This window comes from Mesoplasma syrphidae (assembly GCF_002843565.1).
Taxonomy (GTDB): domain Bacteria; phylum Bacillota_I; class Bacilli_A; order Mycoplasmatales; family Mycoplasmataceae; genus Tullyiplasma; species Tullyiplasma syrphidae.
On sequence record NZ_CP025257.1, the window covers coordinates 225,472 to 247,671 of the forward strand.

At 29.3% G+C, this 22,200-nt stretch carries 19 protein-coding genes, 1 tRNA gene and 1 riboswitch; of the genes, 13 read left to right on the plus strand and 7 right to left on the minus strand.

Annotated elements, in window-relative coordinates:
• Window positions 1-115: 115 nt before the first annotated feature.
• Together CXP39_RS00975 and CXP39_RS00980 are read right to left on the minus strand one after the other, a co-directional pair.
• On the minus strand, window positions 116-1,063 hold the full coding sequence (locus tag CXP39_RS00975) for a hypothetical protein (protein ID WP_027048483.1): 948 nt from the start codon (window positions 1,061-1,063) through the stop codon (window positions 116-118).
• A gap of 104 nt (window positions 1,064-1,167) precedes the next feature.
• Window positions 1,168-2,958 carry a ribonuclease J gene (locus tag CXP39_RS00980; RefSeq protein WP_036256483.1) on the minus strand — a complete coding sequence of 597 codons (1,791 nt, stop codon included), beginning with the start codon at window positions 2,956-2,958 and terminating at the stop codon, window positions 1,168-1,170.
• 375 nt (window positions 2,959-3,333) lie between these two features.
• Window positions 3,334-3,397, plus strand: a riboswitch (nucleoside riboswitch).
• Window positions 3,398-3,613: 216 nt separating this feature from the next.
• On the opposite strand from CXP39_RS00980, the gene nrdF reads away from it, so the two are divergent.
• Genes nrdF through nrdE form a run of 3 tightly spaced genes read left to right on the plus strand, consistent with a single transcriptional unit; the run spans window position 3,614 to window position 7,263 of the window.
• The gene (gene nrdF / locus CXP39_RS00985) at window positions 3,614-4,633 is read left to right on the plus strand and encodes a class 1b ribonucleoside-diphosphate reductase subunit beta (RefSeq protein ID WP_036256484.1); all 1,020 of its coding nucleotides are present in this window, start codon (window positions 3,614-3,616) and stop codon (window positions 4,631-4,633) included.
• Between the two features lie 4 nt (window positions 4,634-4,637).
• Window positions 4,638-5,111 carry a class Ib ribonucleoside-diphosphate reductase assembly flavoprotein NrdI gene (gene nrdI, locus CXP39_RS00990; protein ID WP_027048485.1) on the plus strand — a complete coding sequence of 158 codons (474 nt, stop codon included), beginning with the start codon at window positions 4,638-4,640 and terminating at the stop codon, window positions 5,109-5,111.
• Window positions 5,098-7,263 carry a class 1b ribonucleoside-diphosphate reductase subunit alpha gene (gene nrdE / locus CXP39_RS00995; protein WP_027048486.1) on the plus strand — a complete coding sequence of 722 codons (2,166 nt, stop codon included), beginning with the start codon at window positions 5,098-5,100 and terminating at the stop codon, window positions 7,261-7,263. Before nrdI ends, nrdE begins: the two co-directional genes overlap by 14 nt.
• Before the next feature lie 840 nt (window positions 7,264-8,103).
• On the opposite strand, the gene CXP39_RS01000 is transcribed toward nrdE, so the two are convergent.
• The 3 genes from CXP39_RS01000 to def form a co-directional block, all read right to left on the minus strand.
• Window positions 8,104-10,269, minus strand: coding sequence for a lipoprotein (locus CXP39_RS01000; RefSeq protein ID WP_027048487.1), 2,166 nt, complete (start codon window positions 10,267-10,269; stop codon window positions 8,104-8,106).
• 27 nt (window positions 10,270-10,296) lie between these two features.
• Window positions 10,297-10,995 (minus strand): hypothetical protein, encoded by a 699-nt coding sequence (locus CXP39_RS01005; RefSeq protein WP_027048488.1) that lies wholly within the window; start codon window positions 10,993-10,995, stop codon window positions 10,297-10,299.
• 86 nt (window positions 10,996-11,081) lie between these two features.
• Complete coding sequence (gene def, locus CXP39_RS01010; RefSeq protein WP_101305115.1) at window positions 11,082-11,687, minus strand: peptide deformylase; 606 nt, start codon at window positions 11,685-11,687, stop codon at window positions 11,082-11,084.
• A 113-nt stretch (window positions 11,688-11,800) separates the two neighbouring features.
• Between def and rsmD the strand changes: the two genes are divergently transcribed.
• From rsmD to CXP39_RS01055, 9 genes are read left to right on the plus strand one after another with little or no spacing between them, the layout of a single operon-like run.
• Window positions 11,801-12,361, plus strand: a complete 561-nt coding sequence (rsmD, locus tag CXP39_RS01015) for a 16S rRNA (guanine(966)-N(2))-methyltransferase RsmD (protein ID WP_027048490.1) — start codon at window positions 11,801-11,803, stop codon at window positions 12,359-12,361.
• Window position 12,362: 1 nt separating this feature from the next.
• On the plus strand, window positions 12,363-13,256 hold the full coding sequence (gene gmk / locus CXP39_RS01020; protein WP_027048491.1) for a guanylate kinase: 894 nt from the start codon (window positions 12,363-12,365) through the stop codon (window positions 13,254-13,256).
• Entirely contained in the window at window positions 13,249-14,523 is a 1,275-nt protein-coding gene (gene rsmB / locus CXP39_RS01025; protein ID WP_101305116.1) for a 16S rRNA (cytosine(967)-C(5))-methyltransferase RsmB, read from the plus strand. The genes gmk and rsmB overlap by 8 nt, the downstream gene beginning before the upstream one ends.
• A 48-nt stretch (window positions 14,524-14,571) precedes the next feature.
• The gene (locus CXP39_RS01030) at window positions 14,572-15,927 is read left to right on the plus strand and encodes a hypothetical protein (protein ID WP_027048493.1); all 1,356 of its coding nucleotides are present in this window, start codon (window positions 14,572-14,574) and stop codon (window positions 15,925-15,927) included.
• A 39-nt stretch (window positions 15,928-15,966) separates the two neighbouring features.
• A complete protein-coding gene (locus CXP39_RS01035) occupies window positions 15,967-16,740 on the plus strand; it encodes a PP2C family protein-serine/threonine phosphatase (protein WP_027048494.1) in 774 nt (257 codons plus the stop codon).
• Entirely contained in the window at window positions 16,727-17,863 is a 1,137-nt protein-coding gene (locus CXP39_RS01040) for a serine/threonine-protein kinase (RefSeq protein WP_027048495.1), read from the plus strand. The genes CXP39_RS01035 and CXP39_RS01040 overlap by 14 nt, the downstream gene beginning before the upstream one ends.
• A gap of 19 nt (window positions 17,864-17,882) precedes the next feature.
• On the plus strand, window positions 17,883-18,779 hold the full coding sequence (gene rsgA / locus CXP39_RS01045) for a ribosome small subunit-dependent GTPase A (protein WP_027048496.1): 897 nt from the start codon (window positions 17,883-17,885) through the stop codon (window positions 18,777-18,779).
• A 1-nt stretch (window position 18,780) separates the two neighbouring features.
• On the plus strand, window positions 18,781-19,455 hold the full coding sequence (locus tag CXP39_RS01050; protein WP_027048497.1) for a ribulose-phosphate 3-epimerase: 675 nt from the start codon (window positions 18,781-18,783) through the stop codon (window positions 19,453-19,455).
• On the plus strand, window positions 19,445-20,068 hold the full coding sequence (locus tag CXP39_RS01055) for a thiamine diphosphokinase (protein WP_169733720.1): 624 nt from the start codon (window positions 19,445-19,447) through the stop codon (window positions 20,066-20,068). The genes CXP39_RS01050 and CXP39_RS01055 overlap by 11 nt, the downstream gene beginning before the upstream one ends.
• Before the next feature lie 446 nt (window positions 20,069-20,514).
• On the opposite strand, the gene CXP39_RS01060 is transcribed toward CXP39_RS01055, so the two are convergent.
• Both CXP39_RS01060 and CXP39_RS01065 read right to left on the minus strand, forming a co-directional pair.
• Window positions 20,515-20,952 carry a DUF2188 domain-containing protein gene (locus CXP39_RS01060; RefSeq protein WP_036256491.1) on the minus strand — a complete coding sequence of 146 codons (438 nt, stop codon included), beginning with the start codon at window positions 20,950-20,952 and terminating at the stop codon, window positions 20,515-20,517.
• Window positions 20,953-21,049: 97 nt separating this feature from the next.
• Window positions 21,050-21,134: transfer RNA gene (locus CXP39_RS01065), tRNA-Leu, on the minus strand.
• Between the two features lie 92 nt (window positions 21,135-21,226).
• On the opposite strand from CXP39_RS01065, the gene CXP39_RS01070 reads away from it, so the two are divergent.
• Window positions 21,227-22,066: a hypothetical protein gene (locus tag CXP39_RS01070; RefSeq protein ID WP_027048500.1), complete on the plus strand. Its 840-nt coding sequence runs from the start codon at window positions 21,227-21,229 to the stop codon at window positions 22,064-22,066.
• Window positions 22,067-22,200 lie beyond the last annotated feature (134 nt).

Sequence of the window (22,200 nt, forward strand, 5' to 3'; positions counted from 1 at the left end):
TCCAATTATTTTTAAAATTTTAGTTTTCTTATTTGGTCTATTTATAATTTTTTTAATTATTGAAAATCTTATCTAAAAAAACTATGGAGATGCGATAATGCATGCCCATAGTTTTTTATCTTGCTTGTTTTTGTTGTTCAACTCTGGCAACGTTCTCATTGTATTTAATAACAACACGACCATCACGAGCTCAAATCCCAGCAATACATTCAACTGAAATTCTAACAATCATCATAACATAGTAGAATGTAAAGACAACATTTGCTAAAGCTCACATAATTGCAAAAGCTTTCATAAATCCGCTTTCTTGACCCATTTTTTGGAATAGATCTGCAATTGCTCCCAATAGTCTAATAATTGAGATAATGATTAATCATACTAATTCAAGAGTTGCAACAATTAAAAACATAACTGCTACACTGTTCATAATTTTACTTGCAGTAGTATTACCATCAAAAATCTCTTGTTTATTTCCACCATAGAAAGTTAATACTCCAATTGCACCAAGAGCTGTTAAACTAATTAAAATTATAAAAGTCACTAGCCCACTAGTATTTGCCAAAATATCAGCAAAACTAATTCCTGTTGCACCAAAAGCACCTGTCAATGCTGATAACAAGAATCCTCCTAAACCAAGGATCCCTCCTACTAACATTGTCAATCCTAAAACTCTTGATAAGAATCAACGTGGTTTAACTGTTGAAACAGTTTCCATATTTCTAAATTGCGTTAACACAAAAGGAGTCAAAAATCCTCCTAATGTTAATGATAAAACTGCTAAGATATAACGGTTAGCAATTATTTCTTGATCATCGCTTTCTTTAACAAATTTACAAATAACAATAGCTGTATAAATCGTTTTTCATACCATGTATAAACAAACTGCCAAAACAATACTTCATAAGATTTTAGATTCAACAAAATTTGGGTCTGTCACAGCTAAATTTTTTAATTGATCATTAATAAAGTAAAAAGCAGCAATTAATCCGATTACGGCAATTACTGTTCCTAATATTTGGGCAAAAACAATAAACCCACGTGGAACAATACTTTGATTTCTCATATTTTCTCTCCTTTCGTAACCATAATAATTATATCTTAAACACAAAAAATAACCTATCTTTACAATAAGTTATTTTTTAGCCTCTTTTGGTAATTTATTTTATTTTATTTATCACTTGGTTTTTTATTTAAAATAACGGGAATAATCAATGGATTACGACGTTTAGTTTTAAAAATATATGGCGATAAAGATTGTTTGATTGCTTGTTTGATTGCCCCAAAAGTTGGCTTTGGAGAATTAAGAACTTCCAAAACAGCATTAGTAACAATGTTAATTGATTCACCAATAACATTTCCTGAATCACGAACATAAAAACTTCCACGAGAAATAATTTTTGGTTGACTTAATAATTTATTAGTTTGTGAATCAATTGAAACGACAACAGAAATTAAACCATCGCGACTTAAAATATCACGTTCGCGAATTACATTTGAAGCTTGACCTGTCATGTCCTTACCATCAACATATATTGCATCAGCTTCTATACGTTTTTCGACTTTAGCATGTCCGTTCAGCAATTCTAATACATCACCGTTAGCCATAACAAATCCATGTCCTGGCTCCAAATTAACAGATTCAGCAGTTTCAACATGTTTTTTCAACATTCTAAATTCTCCATGCATTGGCATAAAGTAGTTAGGTCGCAATAAGCTAAACAATAATTTTTGTTCTTCTTGACTAGCATGCCCTGAAGAGTGAATCTTATTGTTTGCTGAGTTTTCAATAACAACTGCTCCAACACGAGTTAAACGGTTAGTTAAACGCTCAACATCAGCACGGTTACCAGGAATTGGTGATGATGAGAAGATAACAGTATCACCAGGCTTAATATTTACTGATTGATGCTTTCCTGTAGCGATTCTTGACAAGGCTGCCATTGGCTCTCCTTGTGAACCAGTCGTAATTACCATGATTTGATTATCCGGATATTTATCAATGTCATTTGGCTTGATAAATTCTTTTTCAGAAATTTTTAAGTGTCCCATTTGACGAATTATTTTAATAATACGCTCAATTGAACGACCCAAAATCACAATTTTACGGCCATAACGATTAGCTGTTTCAATAATATGTTGAATACGGTGAACATTTGAAGCAAAAGTAGTAATCATAATACGTCCTTTTGCCTTTAAAAAAAGTTGATCAATGTTTTCAATAATTCCCTTTTCACTTGGAGTATAACCTTCAACTTCAGCATTAGTTGAATCTGCCATTAAAAGCTCAATTCCTTTATCACCCATTGCTGCTAGTTTATTTAATTCTGTATAATGCCCTAATGGTGTTCAGTCAAATTTGTAATCTCCAGTTGAAAAAATATTTCCATTAGGAGTTTCAACTAGAATTCCAAAAGCATCAGGAATTGAATGGTTTAAAGCAGCAAAACTTACACGCAAGTTGCTTGATTTTCAAATATCATCAGCAACATATTCTTTAACGACTGTCTTGCCAGTTAATTTATTTTCTTTTAAACGATCACGAACTAAGGCCGAAGCTAATTCAGGCGCATAAATTACAGGAATATCGACTTGTTTTAATAAATAGTGTATTCCCCCAATGTGATCTTCATGACCATGAGTTATAAATAGAGCCTTAATTTTTTTTTGATTTTCTACTAAATATGAGTAATCAGGAATAACTGCATTAACTCCTAACATTGTTGCATCTGGAAATTTAACTCCAGCATCGATAATAATAATCTCATTATCGTATTCAACAACATATGTGTTTTTACCAATTTCTTCTAACCCACCTAACGCAAATACTTTGGTAGGAATTTGAGTTGTCGCATATTGACGTTTAACTTCCTTTTGTTTAAAAACAAATGGCTTAATTTCTTCTTCATCAGGTTTAGCTGGTGATTGCTTATTTTCAGTTACTTTTAAGTTTTTTTCCATAATGATACCTTTCAATTTTTGATATAAAGGGCCCTTTTACATAAAAATTCTAATACTTTAGTTTGATTCATTTTCAGCTCAAATTAATTTATTAATATTTTTTATTCTCTATCAGCATTCTTTCAGCAATTACCTTTTTAGGCCTAAATATATTTTCTTAAATAATTTATACCACAAAAATAGACTTTTTTAACTTTTATTGAAACATTATCGATTCAAAAGCCCTTTTTTTAAAAAATATGCAAAGCTAAAAAAAATTTTAGAAAATCTTTCAAAATTTCTTCAGCAAAATTTGGAAAAAAATACTATTTTCATTTGTAAATATGTTTATGGGTTTTTCAAAAAAACTTTGGTTATAATGATAAGCAAATAGAAACTTATATAGTGTAGCAAAATGGGCTACAGACTCCACCCCTTGCCAAACGTAGGGACTATAGGTTAAACTTTTGCATACACAAAATGAGTTTCTGTTTGAAAGAGAAAAAGTGTTAGCTGAATGGAAAAGTTAAAGATATACAATATTCATGGCAATTTAATGCTGTTTTCTTTAAAAATAGGCAATATAAAATAAAACAGATAATAAATTATATCGATGCTAGTTTACTAAGCCTCGACTTTATTTAAACTTATCAAATTATGAAAAGGAAAGGTTTTTATGTCAAATAATAACAAATACTACCAAGAATCGGTATCACCATTAGAGTATGCTCTAAATGGCTTTAATAGCAAATTACGTTCTGTCAATTGAAATTTTATTAATGATGAAAAAGATTTAGAAGTTTGAACTAGGGTTACTCAAAACTTCTGACTCCCAGAAAAGATTCCGGTTTCAAATGACATTGTGTCATGAAAAACACTAACTCCTGAATGACAACAACTAGTTACCAGAACTTTCACTGGATTAACTTTATTAGACACTATTCAGGCAACTGTTGGAGATACAGCTCAAATTAATAATGCATTAACAGATCATGAGCAAGTTATTTATACCAACTTCGCATTTATGGTTGGTGTACATGCACGTTCATACGGAACAATATTTTCAACTCTATGTTCAAGCGAACAAATAGAAGAAGCCCACGAATGAGTAATTGAGACTGAAAGTTTACAAGCTCGTGCTCGTGCCTTAATTCCATACTATGTTGGGACTGACCCTTTAAAATCGAAAGTGGCCGCTGCAATGATGCCAGGATTTTTACTATATGGAGGATTCTATTTACCATTTTATTTATCTGCTCGTGGGAAAATGCCAAATACTTCTGATATTATTCGTCTAATATTAAGAGATAAAGTTATTCATAACTACTATAGTGGTTATAAGTATCAACGCAAGGTAGAAAAACTATCACCTGAAAAGCAGGCAGAGATGAAAACCTTTGTTTTTGATCTATTGTTTGAGCTAATTGATTTGGAGAAAAATTATTTGACAGAGCTATATGCTGATTTTGGACTTGCTGAAGATGCAATTAAATTTAGCGTTTACAATGCAGGTAAATTTTTACAAAATCTAGGATATGATTCACCATTTACAGAAGAAGAAACACGTATAAAACCTGAAATTTTTACTCAATTATCAGCTAGAGCTGATGAAAATCATGATTTCTTTTCAGGTAATGGTTCTTCATATGTTATGGGGTTGTCTGAAGAGACTGAAGACGAAGATTGAGAGTTTTAAAGCAATGCATAAGGATGTTACAAAAGTTGCAACTAAAAATGTTGTCAAACCCAGTGGACCGATTCATGTAGTTTACTTTTCTTCAATTTCCAATAATACCCATCGTTTTATTCAAAAATTGGGAATTGATAACTCACGTATTCCGTTTGAAATTAATGAGGAAATTTTAGTTAATAGTGACTATGTTTTGATCACTCCAACTTATAGTGGGGGTGGAAATTTAACTGATGGGGCAGTTCCAAAACAAGTTATTAAGTTTTTGAATAATAAGCAGAATCGTGATTTTTGTCGTGGAGTAATTGCTTCAGGAAATACAAACTTTGGTGATACATTTGCTTTAGCAGGACCGATTATTTCAAAGCGGCTAAATGTCCCACTTTTATATCAATTTGAATTATTAGGAACAAAAAATGACGTTGAAACAATCAGCGAAATTATTAAAAATTTTTGAGGGGAAAATAATTATGAGCGAAAATAAAATTTTAACTTTGTCAGGAACAAATGAATCTGACGAATATATTGAATTAAATGCAAAATCGAAACTGTTTAGTGTGGGAAAAGATAACTTTAAGTTAGACTTAGAAGCGGCACGAGTATATATGAAAAATCATGTAATTCCAAATACGAAAACTTTTAGAGATATAAAAGAAAAGATTACTTGATTAGTTAATAATAATTATTATGAAGCTGAAATTATTGATAGTTATGATTTAGATGCTATTGCCAACTTATACACTAAAGCACTTAAATATAACCATGAGTTTCCTAGTTTCATGGGAGCACTAAAGTTTTTCAACGCTTATGGATTGAAAACTTTTGATGGTAAGCAATATTTAGAAGATTATGAATTACGAGTATTAATGTGTTCTTTATTTTTGGGAGACAGTGACATTAACAAGGCAAGTAAAATTTTAGATCAAATGATGTTGGGAAGATTTCAACCAGCAACGCCAACTTTTTTAAATGCCGGAAAAAAACAACGCGGGGAATTCATATCTTGTTATTTAATTCGTGTTGAAGATAATATTGAGTCAATTGGAAGAGCAATTACTACTTCATTGCAATTGTCAAAACGTGGTGGTGGAGTTGCTTTATGTTTAACGAATTTGCGTGAATTTTCAGCACCAATTAAGCAAATCCAAAATCAAGCGACAGGGATCATTCCAGTTATGAAAATTTTAGAAGATTCTTTTTCCTATGCTAATCAACTGGGCCAACGACAAGGAGCTGGTGCTGTTTATTTAAATGTTCATCACCCTGATATTATGAGCTTCCTGGACACTAAACGTGAAAATGCCGATGAAAAAATTCGTATTAAGTCGCTATCTTTGGGAGTTGTTGTTCCAGATATTACTTTTGAATTAGCAAAAAACAATGAAGAAATGGCGCTGTTTAGTCCTTATGATGTTGAGCGTGTTTATAAAAAGGCTATGAGCGATATTTCAATTACTAAAGAGTATTACAATATGCTTAATAATCCTGAAATTAAAAAAACTTTCATTAGTGCTCGTAAACTATTTCAAACAATTGCTGAATTGCATTTTGAAAGTGGATATCCATACTTGTTATTCGACGATACTGTTAACAATCGCAATGCTCACGCCAACCAAGGGCGTATTGTCATGAGTAACTTATGTAGTGAAATTGTTCAAGTAAGTACCCCAAGTGAATTTAATGTTGATTTAACATACAAAAGTATTGGAGACGACATTTGTTGTAACTTAGGAAGTGTTAATATTGCTAAAATGATGGAAAGTGGCAGCGAATTTTCAGAAGCTATTTTTAACTCAATATGAGCCTTAAATCATGTTTCAAGAAATAGTGATTTGTCATGTGCTCCTTCAGTTGAACAAGGAAATCGCAAAAATCGAGCAGTGGGATTAGGAGCTATGAACTTACACGGTTTTTTAGCAACTAACAAAATTTTTTATAACTCACCTGAGGCAATTGATTTTACAAATATTTTTTTCTATGTAATGGCTTATCATGCTTTTAAGGCTTCAAATGAATTAGTAAAATCATTTGGAGCATTCACAGATTTTGAAAAAACTCAATTTGCAGATGGAAAATATTTTGAAAAATATACCAAATGTGAACCATCAAAATGGTCACCTCAAACATCTCGAATTAAAGAAATTTTTGCACAGTATAATATTGAAATTCCAACGCAAGAACAGTGAATTTTGCTAAGCGAAAAAATTCAAAAAGAAGGAATTGCTAATTCGCATTTAATGGCAGTTGCTCCAACAGGATCGATTAGTTATTTATCATCATGCACTCCAAGTTTGCAGCCAGTTGTAGCTCCAGTTGAAGTTCGTAAAGAAGGTAAATTGGGAAGAGTTTATGTACCAGCCTATAAAATTGATTTTGAAAATATGGGATACTACGCAATGGGTGCATACGAAGTTGGACCAAATCCAATTATTGATGTTGTCGCTGCTGCTCAACAACATGTTGATCAGGCAATTTCTTTAACTTTATTTATGACTGATCAGGCAACAACTCGTGATTTAAATAAAGCTTATATTCGTGCTTTCACAAGTGGTTGTGCATCAATTTACTATGTTCGTGTTCGTCAAGAAGTTCTTGAAAATAGTGAAAATTATGAATGTGATGCTTGCGTAATTTAACTATAAAAAAAGTTTTAGAAACCATCTACAGGTTTCTAAAACTTTTTTTTTTTTTTTTGTAAGACACAACTATATATTCATGAAGCAAATTATTTTACAATGCTATTTGTCTTCAAAAAAAAATATATGCACCGAAAAAGAGTGAAAAAAATGCTAAATCTTAAAGAGAATGGAAAAACCAAAGATAATAAAATATAGTCAACAATATGTACAATAAGTTTAAAACCAAAGTCAAACATGACAAAAAAATAATAAAAACTTTATTGAAGAGTTAAAAAGTCTGCGAAAGATAGATAGAGAGAATAAAGTTTTAAAATTTATTCGTCGCAGATATACAAATACTTGAAACAAATTCTGAAAAACTTTTAAAAATACTTAATGTCCAATTTGGATAGTTAAAAAATGATATATGAGAAAACTTAATAAGTCTTAATAAAAAAAATTTACTTGTATTTGAAATATTTGGCTTTGTGTTTAAGACAGAAGCAATAAATTTAAATGCGTTTAGAAAAAAACTAATAACAAAATATTTTATCGGCCTTTTAAAATAGGGCTGTTACTTTATTAATAATTGTTTATCAATTTGAGCCATATTACAAACAACTGAAGTTGTTAAATAAGTTTCTTGAAGTAAATTTCTGAAAATTAACTTTCTAAAATATAAAATATTAGAGCTAACTATTGTTCAAAGTCTTTGTAAAAGTTAAAAAAATACAAACTTAAACTGCTTGTATTTTTTATTATATATTTGATTAAAAATGCGATATTTTATGATTTGGCATAAGTGTTTAATACTATTTATAGGAAATGAAATTAATTTTAACACTATATTTTAAAAGCTTATCTAACTCTAGTATTAACTTTTCAAACATCTTTATCATTTATGCTGATAATAACATCTTGATTACCACCAATGGGCATTCAGCTGTTACTTTTAGCACCATAAATTTCTAGTTTATATGTTGATTCATCGATTTTTGTTAAAGTTGGTTCAACAATTCCGTCAGCATCGCTTACTCTAACTTTAACGATGTCTTTTGAATCATTTAAGGTCAGTTTTAGTTTAATAGTCGCTGTAGTTTTAGTTTTTATTGCGAGCTGTGAACTGCTATCAATATCAGATGATATATTAGGTAAATCATGAATTTGAGTGGCAAAGCTTTTAGCAATAGATTCGTTTACTAATATATTCATTTTTTGTTGGCCATTGCTTGAAATATTATTACCTTTTAAAGCTTTAATTTTCAAAGTATAAATGCTTTTGCTAGGATCTTTTAAAATAATTTGCCCTGATGTTTGACCATCATTATCTGATGGCGCAGCTGAAACTGTATCTAAGTTAGAATCAAAGTAGTTTAGTTTAAAATCAATTTCTTTTTCTCATCCGGTGCGCATTTGAATTAAGTCAGGCAATGAGCTATCCAAGACTTCAACTTCTGGCTTTCCTTGAAGAGAAACATTAAAACTTGTCATTGTTTCTGGAGTATTTGCCACTTCTAAAGAAATTTGAGTATTTACAATTCCAGCAACATTTGCCATTGCACTAACAGTTACATTTAATCCGTTAATTGATACAGAGATTATTTTCGGATTTGCAGAAATTGCAACAATTCTTTTACTCTCAAGTTTTGATCCAGTTAATTGAACAGTTTTTGTAATCAAATTGTTTCTGTAACTTAGTTCTTGATCCGCTACTTTACTTATTTTTGGAAAATCAATTTTAAAATTTCATTTTACTTCATAATCATCTAATACAAAATTTTTGTCACAAGATAATCGCATATGAATATAAGATGACTCTTTGTTTAAATCAATTACTTGAGCTTTGAAAATTCCATTAATGCTTTCTAATAATTCTTTGGCCCTTGTTTCAACAGATAAATAATTATCATATTCTTCTTGTTGAAATTCTAGTTCTTTTTCATGAATTAAATTACTTACATTTGTCTTGATTTTAAAATTACTTTGGTAAGTATCTTTTCCAATATAGTCAGTATCAAAGTATTTAACAATTAAATTGTAACTAAATATGTTAATACTTCCTTCTACTGAATTAGAGGAAATATTAACATCGTCAATTCCGTCTATTAGTTTTAACCTTTTTTCAATATTAGTTTCAGCAGCTATTTTATTATCGTAGTACTGTTCACTTAAATTCGATAACAAACTTTCAATTTTTGAGGTCAAATCAATTTTGATTAAAAAGTCTTTTTGATATAATAAAGCGCCGCCATAACCATTATTGTATTCAACGGTAATATTGCATTGTAAAGTATTATTTAAACTTTTTTGCTGAGTTGTAATATTTATACTTTTAACTCCTTCAATTTGAGTAAGACCAGTGGTAAGTGCTCCTTTTAGCTGCAACTCTGAATCAAATTTTCGATTTTTATATAATTCTAATGTTTCTAGTATTTTGGAATCAAGATTGGTTTTTTTAGATAATGTAAAGGAAAGTGTCAAAGGCCCAGACACTCGTTCTTCATAATTAATTTTAACTTCAACAGAAAAACTTCTTTGATCTTTTCACTGTAAGGAAACATTTTTGATTCCACTAACTCCTTGAAATTCTTGTTTGATTTTTGTTTCGGCTTCTTCGATATTTAAGTATCAATTAGATGCTATATTTTTATATTTTTTTGCAATTAAATTTGATACATCCATTTTAAATACGGTGCTAAAGGCTTCATCGCTAGCATTTTCCCAACTATAGTTATTTTTTAATATTGGAGTAACATAAATTGATCGAGGCAAAAGATTTGACAAAACTGTACATTCTAGATATGCAATGCCTTCGGCTTTTCATTCTGATTTTGATAATGCACTTATTGCTTCTTCTCTAGAATTGTATATATGCTCATCTAAAAAATTTTCAACCTCATTTTTAATGTTACTTTGATTAATTTTTTTGTTAGCAACCCTTTTTTCTGGGCCACAAGATATAGTTGGGACGCTTGAAGTAGTAGTTATAGTAACTGCACCCAATATTGTTAATATTTTTCTCATTTTAATAACCTCCTTATTTTTTAATAATTAAGTTATTTGAGAAAATGGTGAAACCTGCTTTTTAGTTAAAATATGTTGGTGTGTTAATTTTATTTTAAAGATAAGATCAATTGTAGTTTTTTGATAGTTTAATAATGTGACAACTTTTCTTATAAAAGCTCGAGTATCAATTTTTTCATTTTTACGCTTATCTTTTTCTTTTGATTTGGGTCTGTAAAATTTAAATCACTGTACCAAATTAATTTTATGCTCATCCTCAAAGTATTGGCCCTTTTGAAAATAAATTAATAGAAAATAAGCAAAAACTATTGTACTAATTAATACGACAAGTATTAACCCAATAACTAAAATTTGAGTATATCTGGAAATCTCAGTTTCATTTACAAACTTTTCGAAAATTAGGTATAAGGATTTTGTTAAAATAATTGGCATGATTGAAGCAACACTTTTAACAAAATTGATAACAACCGCTTTTTCTGTTATTGAATTAACACTAACTTTATGATTAATAATTAAATCAGCTTGAGATATAAAGCGAACAAAATTAGCGATTGTTAGTGCAAACAATGTACCAACGACGAAAAAGTTTATAGTATTTACTAGTCTGACAAAATGGAGGTTTTCAACTGTTAACTTGTTGGAAAGCAGCAATGATATTTGAATAACAATATAAATGCTCGTTATTGTTACTAAACAAAATGACTTTCTTCTAAATATCTTTTTCATGAAACCTCCAGCTTCTACAAAAATTAATTTATAATATCAATATTTTAATACTAAAATAAAAAAATAACACTTTTATGTGTTATTTTTTATATCAAAATTCATTTTTCATTAGTATAATGAGGTTCTTCTTTATTTATTAAGTCATAATATAGCTTGCCTTGATTATGCTCGATTTCATGTTGAAAAACAATTGAACGGTAGCTTCTCAAAGTTAATTCAATGTATTGTTTTGAAAAATAATCAAACGCCTCAACAACAATTTTGAAACTACGTGGTACGATGCCTTCATGATCAATATTAACACTTAAACAGCCTTCGCCATCTTCTAATGCAGTAATTTGCTCACTTTTGGCAGTAATTTTTGGATTTATAATAGCGTACTCTTCACCAACTTTGTCGAACTCAAATCTTACAAAGAACATATTATAATTGTAACCAATTTGTGGAGCTGCTAAGCCAACAGCAGGGCGTAGATAATCATCATTTTCTTCACTATTTAAGATTGGGTCTTGAGAGTAACGCACAAAGTCAATTAATTTATTCATACAGTCTTCTTGCTCTAAAGATAAGTTATTGGGGTCTTCTACATCAGGACTAACTGAACGAATAATTTTGACATTACTATCTTTGACTAATCATTTGTTAGTAGGTATTTCCTTTTGCAATAAATCTTTATTAAGGTCTAATTTCATAAAATTCTCCATTTGTCTATTAAAAGTATAGCAAATATAGACTTTATTGAAAATAAAAAACACTAGGAATATCTTATCTTTGGTATAATTAATAATACTATATAGGAGGTTTCATGGTCGTTATCAGTGGAAAATATCGTGCTCGAAAGTTAATTTCTTTAGATAGCACTAATACCCGCCCTACATCAGCTCGTATGAAAGAAGACATGTTTAATATTTTAAATAATTATTTTATCTATGAGGGTAAAAAAAGCTTAGACCTTTTTGCGGGTTCTGGAGCGTTATCACTTGAAGGTCTTTCAAGAGGAGTAAATTTTGCAGTTTTAAATGACCATTACCAACCAGCAATTAATATTATTAATGAAAATTTTCGTGGAGTTGAATCTTGAGAGTATGCAGTTTATCAAAAAGATTACTTGCAGCTTTTAGAACTGTTGATTTTGAAGAAAGATCAATTTGATTTAATTTACCTAGATCCACCGTTTAGTGAAATAGAATATTATTTCAATGTTTTTGAGAAAATTTTGGCAAATAACCTATTAAAAAATTGAGGAATTGTTGTTGTTGAATGTGCTGGAAAATTTGATTTGTCAATAGCAAATGGTTTAACATTATTAAAAAGCAAGGCATATAAAAATAAAAATCTATATTTTTTTAGATTGGAAAGAGAGTAACATGGTACAAAGAAAAGGAAGAATGGTCATTATTTCAGGTCCAAGTGGAGTTGGAAAAGGCAGTGTTAATAATGTTTTGCGTGATGATGAGCATTTAAATTTAGAGTATTCTGTTTCAATGACTACTAGAAAGCCTCGGAATGGAGAACAAGATGGTGTTCACTACTTTTTTGTATCTGCTGAAGAATTTGCTAAAGCAATTGTTAACAATGAATTAATTGAATTTGCTAACTTTGTTGGCAATTCATATGGAACACCGCGTAAATATGTTGAAGAGCAAATGGAAAAAGGCAAAAATGTAATTTTAGAAATTGAAGTTGATGGTGCAACTCAAGTTCTGCGTAATGAAAAAAATGTTTTATCAATATTTTTAATGCCGCCAACATTAATGGAGTTAAAAAATCGAATTAGTGGACGTCAGTCAGAATCAGAAGAAATTATTAAGGAACGTTTAGATAAGGCAATGCTAGAAATTCCTTTAAAACATAATTACCAATATATTGTTGAAAATGATTCTGTCGAAAATGCTGTTGCTAAAATTACTGATATTTTAGAAATTGAAGGAGCAGCTGAGTGCAACGGACCAACAGTTTATTCACAACTGAAAGCTATTATCACTGAAATTGTTAAAGAAACATACCAATTTTTTGTTGATAATTGAGAAACAAATGTTCGTTTATTAGATACGAACAAAGTAAGTGAAGAAGAACAAGAAAATTTTGATGCTGAAAAAAATTTAATTGAAATTTTAACTGATAATCTTTATCGAAAAGTATTAGCTCATGGGGACTTTAAAAAATTATTGGATAAGGAGTTTGTAATACTGGGAATTCAAAAATTAATGTTCAAAATTAATTTCTTTAGTATTGAGCAAAAACCTCAGTGTGATGATTAATTCACGTTTAGAAAGTTGAGAAATTCTTAAAAAAGTTTTTACTAACAAAGCTTTTTCAAATGTTTTATTAAATGAAGTCTCAAATAAAACTATTGATGAAAAATTTAAGAATTTAATTTTTGCAATCGTTCATGGAACAATTACTTATAAAATTTATTTAGATTATTTAACTTCAAAGTTAATTGATAATCGAAAAACACCATTGGAAATTCAAATTTTATTATGAATGAGTCTTTATCAAATTAGATTTTTAGAAGCGATTCCTTCATATGCAATTGTTAATGAAGCAGTGCAAATTGCTCGCAAGATAAATCCAAAATTTACAGGATTAGTAAATGCTTGTTTACAAAAGGTACTTCGTGACAAGGACAAATTTTTTGAAGTAAAAATTAATCATTCTGATCGCAAACTTTGTGTTGAAAATGGCTACCCATGATTTTTGTTTGAAAAAATTAGTCAAAGTTATGGCACTGATATTGCTCGTAAGCTTTGCTTGGATTCAACCCAACGCCCCCCAATTAGTGTTCGAGTTAATACATTACTATGTACAACTGAAAAGCTTTTGGCAGCTTACCAATTTGAATTTGGATTACAATTAAGCAGTGTTAAAAACTGCTTAATTGCCGATCGGGCAATTGTCAAAAGCGAATTATATAGTTCTGGAAAAATCACAATTCAGGATCCAGCCTCAATTTTAGTAGGCGAAACCTTGCAACCAACTTTAAACTCCAAAGTTTTGGATATGTGTTCAGCACCCGGAGGAAAATTAACTCATTTGGCAGCCATTATGAATAATACTGGTAAACTGATAGCCTATGAATTGAATGAAAATAAAATTAAACTCATTAAGCAAAATATTGATAGATTGAATGTTCAAAATGTTGAGTTGCATGTTGGTGATTCACGATTGATTAATTATAATGAAACTTTTGATTATGTACTATTGGATGCACCTTGTTCAGGGTTTGGAGTTTTAAAACGTAAACCAGAAATTAAATTTAATAACGTTGATCAAAAGTCGCTTTCAGAAATTGTTAAATTGCAAGCTGAATTATTGACAACTGCCTATGTAAGCTTAAAAGTTGGTGGAGAAATGGTTTATTCAACTTGTACAATTAACGCTGATGAAAACTTTATGCAAATTAAAAAATTTGTTAATAAGTATCCAGAAATGAAAATCATTTTTGAAAAACAGATTTTTGGATATGAAGACAATACTGATGGGTTTTATATATGCAAATTAATAAAAGAATCTAAAAAAGTTTAAAAAAGGAGGCTTAGCCTTCTTTTTTTTCTAAATCTTTTTGGAGGACTTATGTTAAAAATTTTATTAATTATTACTTGCTCTTTTGGGCTATTTGGCATGCCACTTATATGACTTTCAACGAATCAAAATTCAGAAGATAATCAAATAGCATTAAAAGAAATTGAACAACCTATTGTTAAAACGTTTAGTGTTCCAAAGCGTTGACCATTATTAAATAAGCACTTTAATTATTCCTTTAATATAAATTTAACCAAATTTCAACAAGAATTAATTCAATCTAATGTAGAAATTAAATTTCATGCAAACTTTATTGATGAAATTGAAAATGATTATGATTTTTTTTATAAACAGTATCACCATGTTAAATCCGTTAATCAAATTACTTTGAGACTAAATCAAAAACAGCAACGTAAAAATCAAAGACTTAAAGAACTTGCAATTGTTCATGTAACTCCGTTTGATGCAGAAACATTTTTACGCAATTTAGAATACTTTTTTGCTGTTGAAATAAATAGTGAAAAAAATTTGACAATATCAGTTTATAAAGAAAAAGACTTAAATGAGCACTCAACTTTTGCATTTAAATCCCGTAAAATTATTTTAAAAGACACCAAAATTGCTTTTTTAAAGCCTTATAAAGTTTTGTCAAATAATCAATTGACAGTTGAACTATCAACAAACTACTTTGATCAATATGAAACCAACTTCAATGAGCTAATTAATTTAAAAATTAACGAAGTTTTGAAAGAACAGACTCAAAATTTACTAGGATTTAAAAAGTTTTATGAAAACCCTCAATTTACGGCTGCTGATCTAAGACATTTTTCAGCACTAAATTTTGAAAACAAGGTTACTGTCATTAAACCTTTTTTACAAACTAATTTAACTCAAAAAAATCCTTACTTGAATAGTTTGATTATTCCCAAAATTGTAGTGAAATATCAACCCATCTATGAACTTAAAAAAATGTTCAAAAATAATTTGTTAGTATCTTCAAAGGAATTGACTAAAATTAATGAACAAGATGTAATTGATCTAACAGAGGACTACAAATTTATGTTTGATAAATATTTAATCTTGTGCAAGATATCAAATACAGAATGAAAAGTTGTAGTTAAAAAAGAATATCAAGAAATTATTAGAGGAGAACAAACGCTTTTTGTAAAATCAAATTTTAAGGACAAAGTTATTGATCCCAAACCAAAACCTGACATTGATGAAGAAAAGATTATAACTGACAAAGATATTTCTGAGGACATTGAAAAGGAGACTGTTAGTGAAAAAAATAAATTCTCAAGCTGAGAAACAGGTGCTTTGTTAGTAATAATTTCAGTTATTCTTTTGGTAGTTATTTTTTTAGTGGCTTTTGCTAAAAAAAACAAAAACGCAAAGAAAAAAGGTTAAAAATGATAAAATTAATATAGAAATTTAAAAAAGGTGTCTATGAAATACAAAGCATTTAAAATGACTGATAAGGGAAACTTTAGAAAAAATAATCAAGATTATTCTAGCTTTGTTAAAAACAAAGCTGGAGATTTTTTTGCAATTGTTTGTGACGGAATGGGTGGGCATGCTCATGGCGAAATTGCTTCAAAGATTGCTGTTGATAAATTTGTTGAAATTTTTAATAATGCATCGTTTAAAAATCAAAACAAGGAATGAATTAATCGTTGATTACGTTTGGCTATTGAAGATATTTTAGTGTCTATGAAAATTTATGCTGAATTAAATCCAGAGGCAAAAGACATGGGAACTACTTTAACTGCAATTTTATTCACTGAAAAAAAAGGGTATGTGATAAATATTGGTGATTCACGTACTCATAAATTTCAGAATAACAAAATTTATAACATTACTAAGGATCAGAACTTATGAAATGCTACAACTGAAGAAGAGCGTAATGAAATAGACTTGCATAAGCGTTATGGAGACCGCTTTAATGAAGTTACATATTGAAAAGTTTTGACAAGTGCTTTGGGACCTACCAAAAGTTTAAAAATTGATACATATATTATTAATGAACCGCAAGGCTTATATTTTTTAACAACAGATGGAGTTCATGATTATATTGATGATGAAACTGCAATTGAAATATTGAGTAGTGATATGAAATCGAAGAAAAAATGTGCTGATTTAATTGACTTGGCAAAATCAAATTTTTCAACGGATAATTTAACAATCTTAATGTTGGAGGTCGAAGAAAATGAGCGAAAATAAAAAAGATGATAAAGCGGAAATAAGTTACTCTAAAAAAGTTGATTTGTCAATTGGAACAATCGTTGACGAGCGCTACAAAATAATTAATCTGCTTGGAAGCGGTGGTTTTGGTTCTGTCTACTTGGCTGAAGACTTAAAATTTACAGACGAGTCTACTAAAATGGTTGCATTAAAAGTATCATTGTTTTCTGGAGGCAATAAAGCTCAAAAAATAAGTTCGAAATTGGAACGAGATACTTTTGTAAAATTATCTAAAATTCAAAATGTTGTTTCAATTTTGGATTTTGATGAATGGGACAGCTATTTTTATATCGTTTTGGAGCTAATTCAGGGCGGCATAGATCTTGGCAAAAAAATGGCAAAATTTCAAAATGAAATGAGCTTGCAAGAAATTCTGTACTACTATGAAATGATTGCAATAGGTTTAAAGGCTATCCATGCTGAAAAAGTGGTTCATCGCGACTTGAAACCTGAAAATGTTATGATTGCTCAATATGAAATTGCTAAAATTAGTGATTTTGGAATTTCAACTATTTTGGATAGTCGAAATCAAAAAAGCGGGGCTGCTTTATCACCAGGAACTGCTCGGTATGCATCACCAGAGCAAGGATTATTTACTCAAGAGGGCACAGAATTTACAACTGATATTTATTCTTTGGGCGTTATGATGTATCAATCAACGACTGGAACTGATTTATTTAACAACTTTGAAGGTTCGAATTTTAAAAAATTAAATGATAAGCAAAAAGTTTTTGCAAATAAACGTGTAACGCACCACCATGCTTTTAAAGATATTGATAAACCCACTAGTTATAATCGTAAGATTCCTCAAGGTTTAGAAAATATTATTTTAAAATGTTTGGCCAAGGAACCATTGGACCGCTATCAAAATATGGATGAATATTTGGAAGATTTGAAGCGAGTTAAAGAAAATTATAATGTCAAAGAGATTATAATACCCAAAAAATTTAAGTCGGATTTATTTCTAAAGAGTGCTAAACAATATCGACCATATAAAAACGAAGTTTTCTTTAAGAAGTTTCGATATAAATATGTAATGCCAACAGTCATTGCAATGGTTGTTCTAGTTTTGGGATTCACATTTGTTGTTTTAACTGGATAGAAAAGAGGCTATATTTAAAGTGAATGGAGTAATTATTAAAATCGATAGTTCAACAAGTTATGTTTTGTATAATGATATTATTTATACAGCACATGCAAAAGGCAATTTAAAAAAGGACTCTAAACCTTGCGTTGGCGATTTTGTCATTTTTGATGTAATTGATGAGGTAAATAAAATTATTAATATTATAAAAATCCAGGAGCGGAAAACAGAACTTTATCGTCCCAAAATTGCTAATGTTGATCAAGTAGTAATTGTTACATCGCTACTTGAGCCATTGTTTGCTTCATATATTTTAAACAAGTATATTGCAATGTTGGAGATTAAGCAGATTCAACCTATTTTGGTTTTTACTAAAATGGATCTTCTAATTGAGTCGAATAAACATTTGGAAGTATGAGAAAAAATTAGTAATTATCAGACTCATCAATACCGAGTCTTAATTGTTAACAATAATGCTCCAGAGCAAAGCACTCTTGACGAACTCAAAAGTATTTTGGAAAATAAAATTTCGGTTTTTACAGGCCAAACAGGAGCTGGGAAATCTTCAACATTAAATAATTTTTTAATCCATAAAGAAAAAATTAAGACTCAAGAAATATCTAAGAATTTAAATAGAGGTAAACATACTACCACTGCTGTGGAACTGTATAAGTTACCCAAAAATATTTTAATTGCGGACACACCAGGATTTTCCTCTTTTGAATTACAGGATATCGAAATTGAAGATTTATTATTCAATTTTAGTTTTTTTAAAAAATATCGTAATCAATGCAAGTTTACAAATTGCCAACATATAAACGAATTGAAATGTGCCGTTAAAGATGCAGTTGCTAATAGTGAGCTTCCGCAATTTATTTATGATGATTATTTAAAAATGATTGAAGAAATTAAAAATCGAAAGGTCAAATACTAATATGAAAAAATATACAATTTTACCAAGCGTTTTAAGTGCAAATTTTACTAAATTGGAAAGTGAATTGAAGCTATGTCAAAAGGCAGAAATTGAATGAATCCATTATGATGTTATGGATTATGACTTTGTTCCTAATTTAACGTTTGGATCAAAAATTTTGGCTGACATAAAATCAAATTTTAATATTAAAGTTGATATTCATTTTATGGTAAAAGTTAAAACAATAGTATTTGAAGATTTTTTTAAAGACTATTTGAAAACTAACCCTGAAATGATGACAATGCACATTGAAGCAATGAATTCTGAACAAACTCAAAAATTTATAGTTTTATGTCAAAATAATGGTGTTAAAGCATCGTTAGCAATTTCGCCTGGCACAGATATTGTACAGTTAAAGCAATATCTGCCAGTAATTGATAACGTTTTGGTTATGACTGTTGAACCTGGATTTGGCGGTCAGTCTTTTATTAAGAAAGCTGCACAAAAAATTCAAACTTTGGCAGATATAAGAAAAGCAAATGACTATCAATATTCAATTGAAGTTGATGGTGGAATTAATGAGCAAACCTCAAAAGTTGTTAAAAAATATGGAGTAGATTTAATTGTTGCTGGAAGCTACCTATTTGGGCAAAAAAATTTTATTGAACGTGCAAAGGACCTAATTTATAATGACTAAAAACGTTCTTATTGTTACTGCTGAAACAAATATTAATTATAATTCATTTAACAATAATGAAAATATTATTATTGGAGTTGAAAGAGGGTGTCTCGACTTAATTTATCGTGATTACAAAATTGATTATGCAATTGGTGATTTTGATAAAGTTTCTGGAGAAGAGCTTGAGCTGATCAAATCCAAAGTTAATAAAGTTGAAATTTTAAATTGTGAAAAGGATTATTTTGATGGTGAAGAAGCAATTATAAGGGCTTTAGCATACAGTCCTCAAAAAATTATTTTCGTGGCAAATCCCACAAAACGTTATGATAAAAACTTTTCCATTTTTAGTTTAGTTTTTAAGTATGGTATTTATTTCATGAATGAAGACACAAATATTTTCTTAATAAAAAAAGGTACTAAAGTTTTAAATTTTGATGATTATCAGGAAAAAACCTATGTAAGTTTTTTTTCACGAGTTCCTACTTTAATTACAATTGAGGGTTTGAAATATACTACTGAAAATTTTTTGCTTAACCAATATGATATAACATGTGCATCAAATGCTTTTATTCCAAATAAAGATGGTAAAATCACTGTCACAGAAGATATTATTTGCATAATGACTAAATAATATTAAAAAACAGGTGATCTTAACGCCTGTTTTTTTAAATATACTATTTATAAATGACTTATTAACTATATCAATTTAAGAAGCAAGGCTTAGGAATGAAGTTACTTAGATAATGCAAAAGCATATTAGCTAAGTGTTATTAATTTGTTATAATAGCTTTGCATAATGAGCAAATCAATTATGAAAATATAAAAAATTTAGATTTTAATATTCTTATCTCATGATATGTATGTACTGAAAGTTTCGAGATTAATTATCGGTTTTGCTTTTGGTAGTTAATTTATTAGCTTATGAGTCTGAATAATAAACGCCAAATGAAATATAAAATCTAGCAAAAGTCAAATTTGCAAGACTTATAATGAGTACTTACTCAATATTTAAAAATAAAAAAAAGATTTCGGAATATTTAATTGAGATCTTTTCTTATTAAACCCTGCCTTTGCCTTTTAATTATTAATTGTTTTCAAAGCACGCTTATTATTTTTTAAGGCATTTTTCAAATTCATTTTTGATTTCTTTAAGCGTTCTTTTGCCAAATCATATTTACGCTTAGCAATATAATGTTCAGTTTCATGAGCGACTTTTAGTTCAGATTTTCGTTTTTGCTTTTCAACTTTGGCAACAGTTAATTCTGCTCTAGCTAATTTAACATCGCTAAGCGTTTTGTCAAAAATCTCGTTAGATGTTTGAATACTTGTATAGTCAACAATGTCATATCCAGACTTGTCAGTATGAATTCTTAAAATAGTTCTATTACCTTTAGCCATCTTACGAGCCATGTCAATGGCTTCAGCCTTAGTTTTAAAATTTCCTGTTTTTTGGTTAAGTCTTACATGAATAAAGCCTTTTTTGTCGCGTTCGACGCTTCATCGGTTTTTTTCCATTACTAGCCTCCAATATATTTATATTATATAATTTACTTTTCAAAATTGCTTTGCAAAATAAAAAAAGCATGTCCCCACGCTTTTTTTGTTTTATAACTGGTGCCCTCTATCGGGGTCGAACCGATACGAGTTTCCTCGTCAGATTTTGAGTCTGATGCGTCTGCCAATTCCGCCAAGGGGGCAATTACTTATATATTATATCTTGTTAAAACGCTGCTGACTACATTTTATTTAAAAATAAAGTATTATTTATATAGAGAAAATAGGAGAAAGCATGAAAAATTATTATAAAGCATGAGCGTTTATTCCGCTAGTTATTTGAATAATTTTATTTCCGGCGATTGGAATTACAATTGGTTTAGCAACTGGTGCTTTTAATCAGTCAATTACTGAAACAATGCCTTCTTACATGTATTGAATTTTAGTTGTTTGTTTTGCCGCAGCAATTTATTGTTTATGTGTTTTAATATGATGAGCATGCAAAATGAATTCAATTGCTACAAATGACTTATTTATTAAATTACTTATTTTTATGTCACTGAATTTTATTGCTTATTTGTTAATTGCAAAGGCTATTCAAATTAATAATCAAATTAAGCGGGAAAAAGATCTTGATAATAACAAGTACAAGCAAAAATTGGTTTCTCAAATAAATGAGGATATGTTCATTCCTGATTGAGAAAAAGCTATTATTGCTCAAAAAGCTGCAAAAAAGCAGAAAAAAGTTGTTATTAAAGTAGAAGCTGAAATTGATCTCAGTTCGGAGATCAAAGTCGAGCGTATGCTTATTAGAAATTTTGTGAAATATGTAATGTATCAAGTTTTCAAAGAAAATCCGGGAATTACCAATACTTATCAAATCACCAAGTTAATTGAAACAAAGGTAAACGATGTAGACATTAAAAATAATTTGCTTGGTAAATATTCTGAAGAGTTTAAGCAATGAAATAGTCCTGATGAGATGATAAAAGTTAGCATAACCGATGTCAAAAAGCTGTTAAACGAAGTTGATGCGAAAGAAATTATGATTGCTCATAAGCAGGATCGAGTTGATATTACGATAGAAGTTCAAGTAAAAATTGAAAAAGAAAAAAAACAGAGTCTTTTTTGCTAAAAATATTCTGTTTTTTTTTTTTTTTTAACAAAAACAAGATGCCAAACCTTTTCAAAAAAATAAGTAAATTTTTCAAAGGCTTTAGAAGAAAAAAACAAAAGAATTAAAAGAATAGTACATATTCAAAGTCTAAT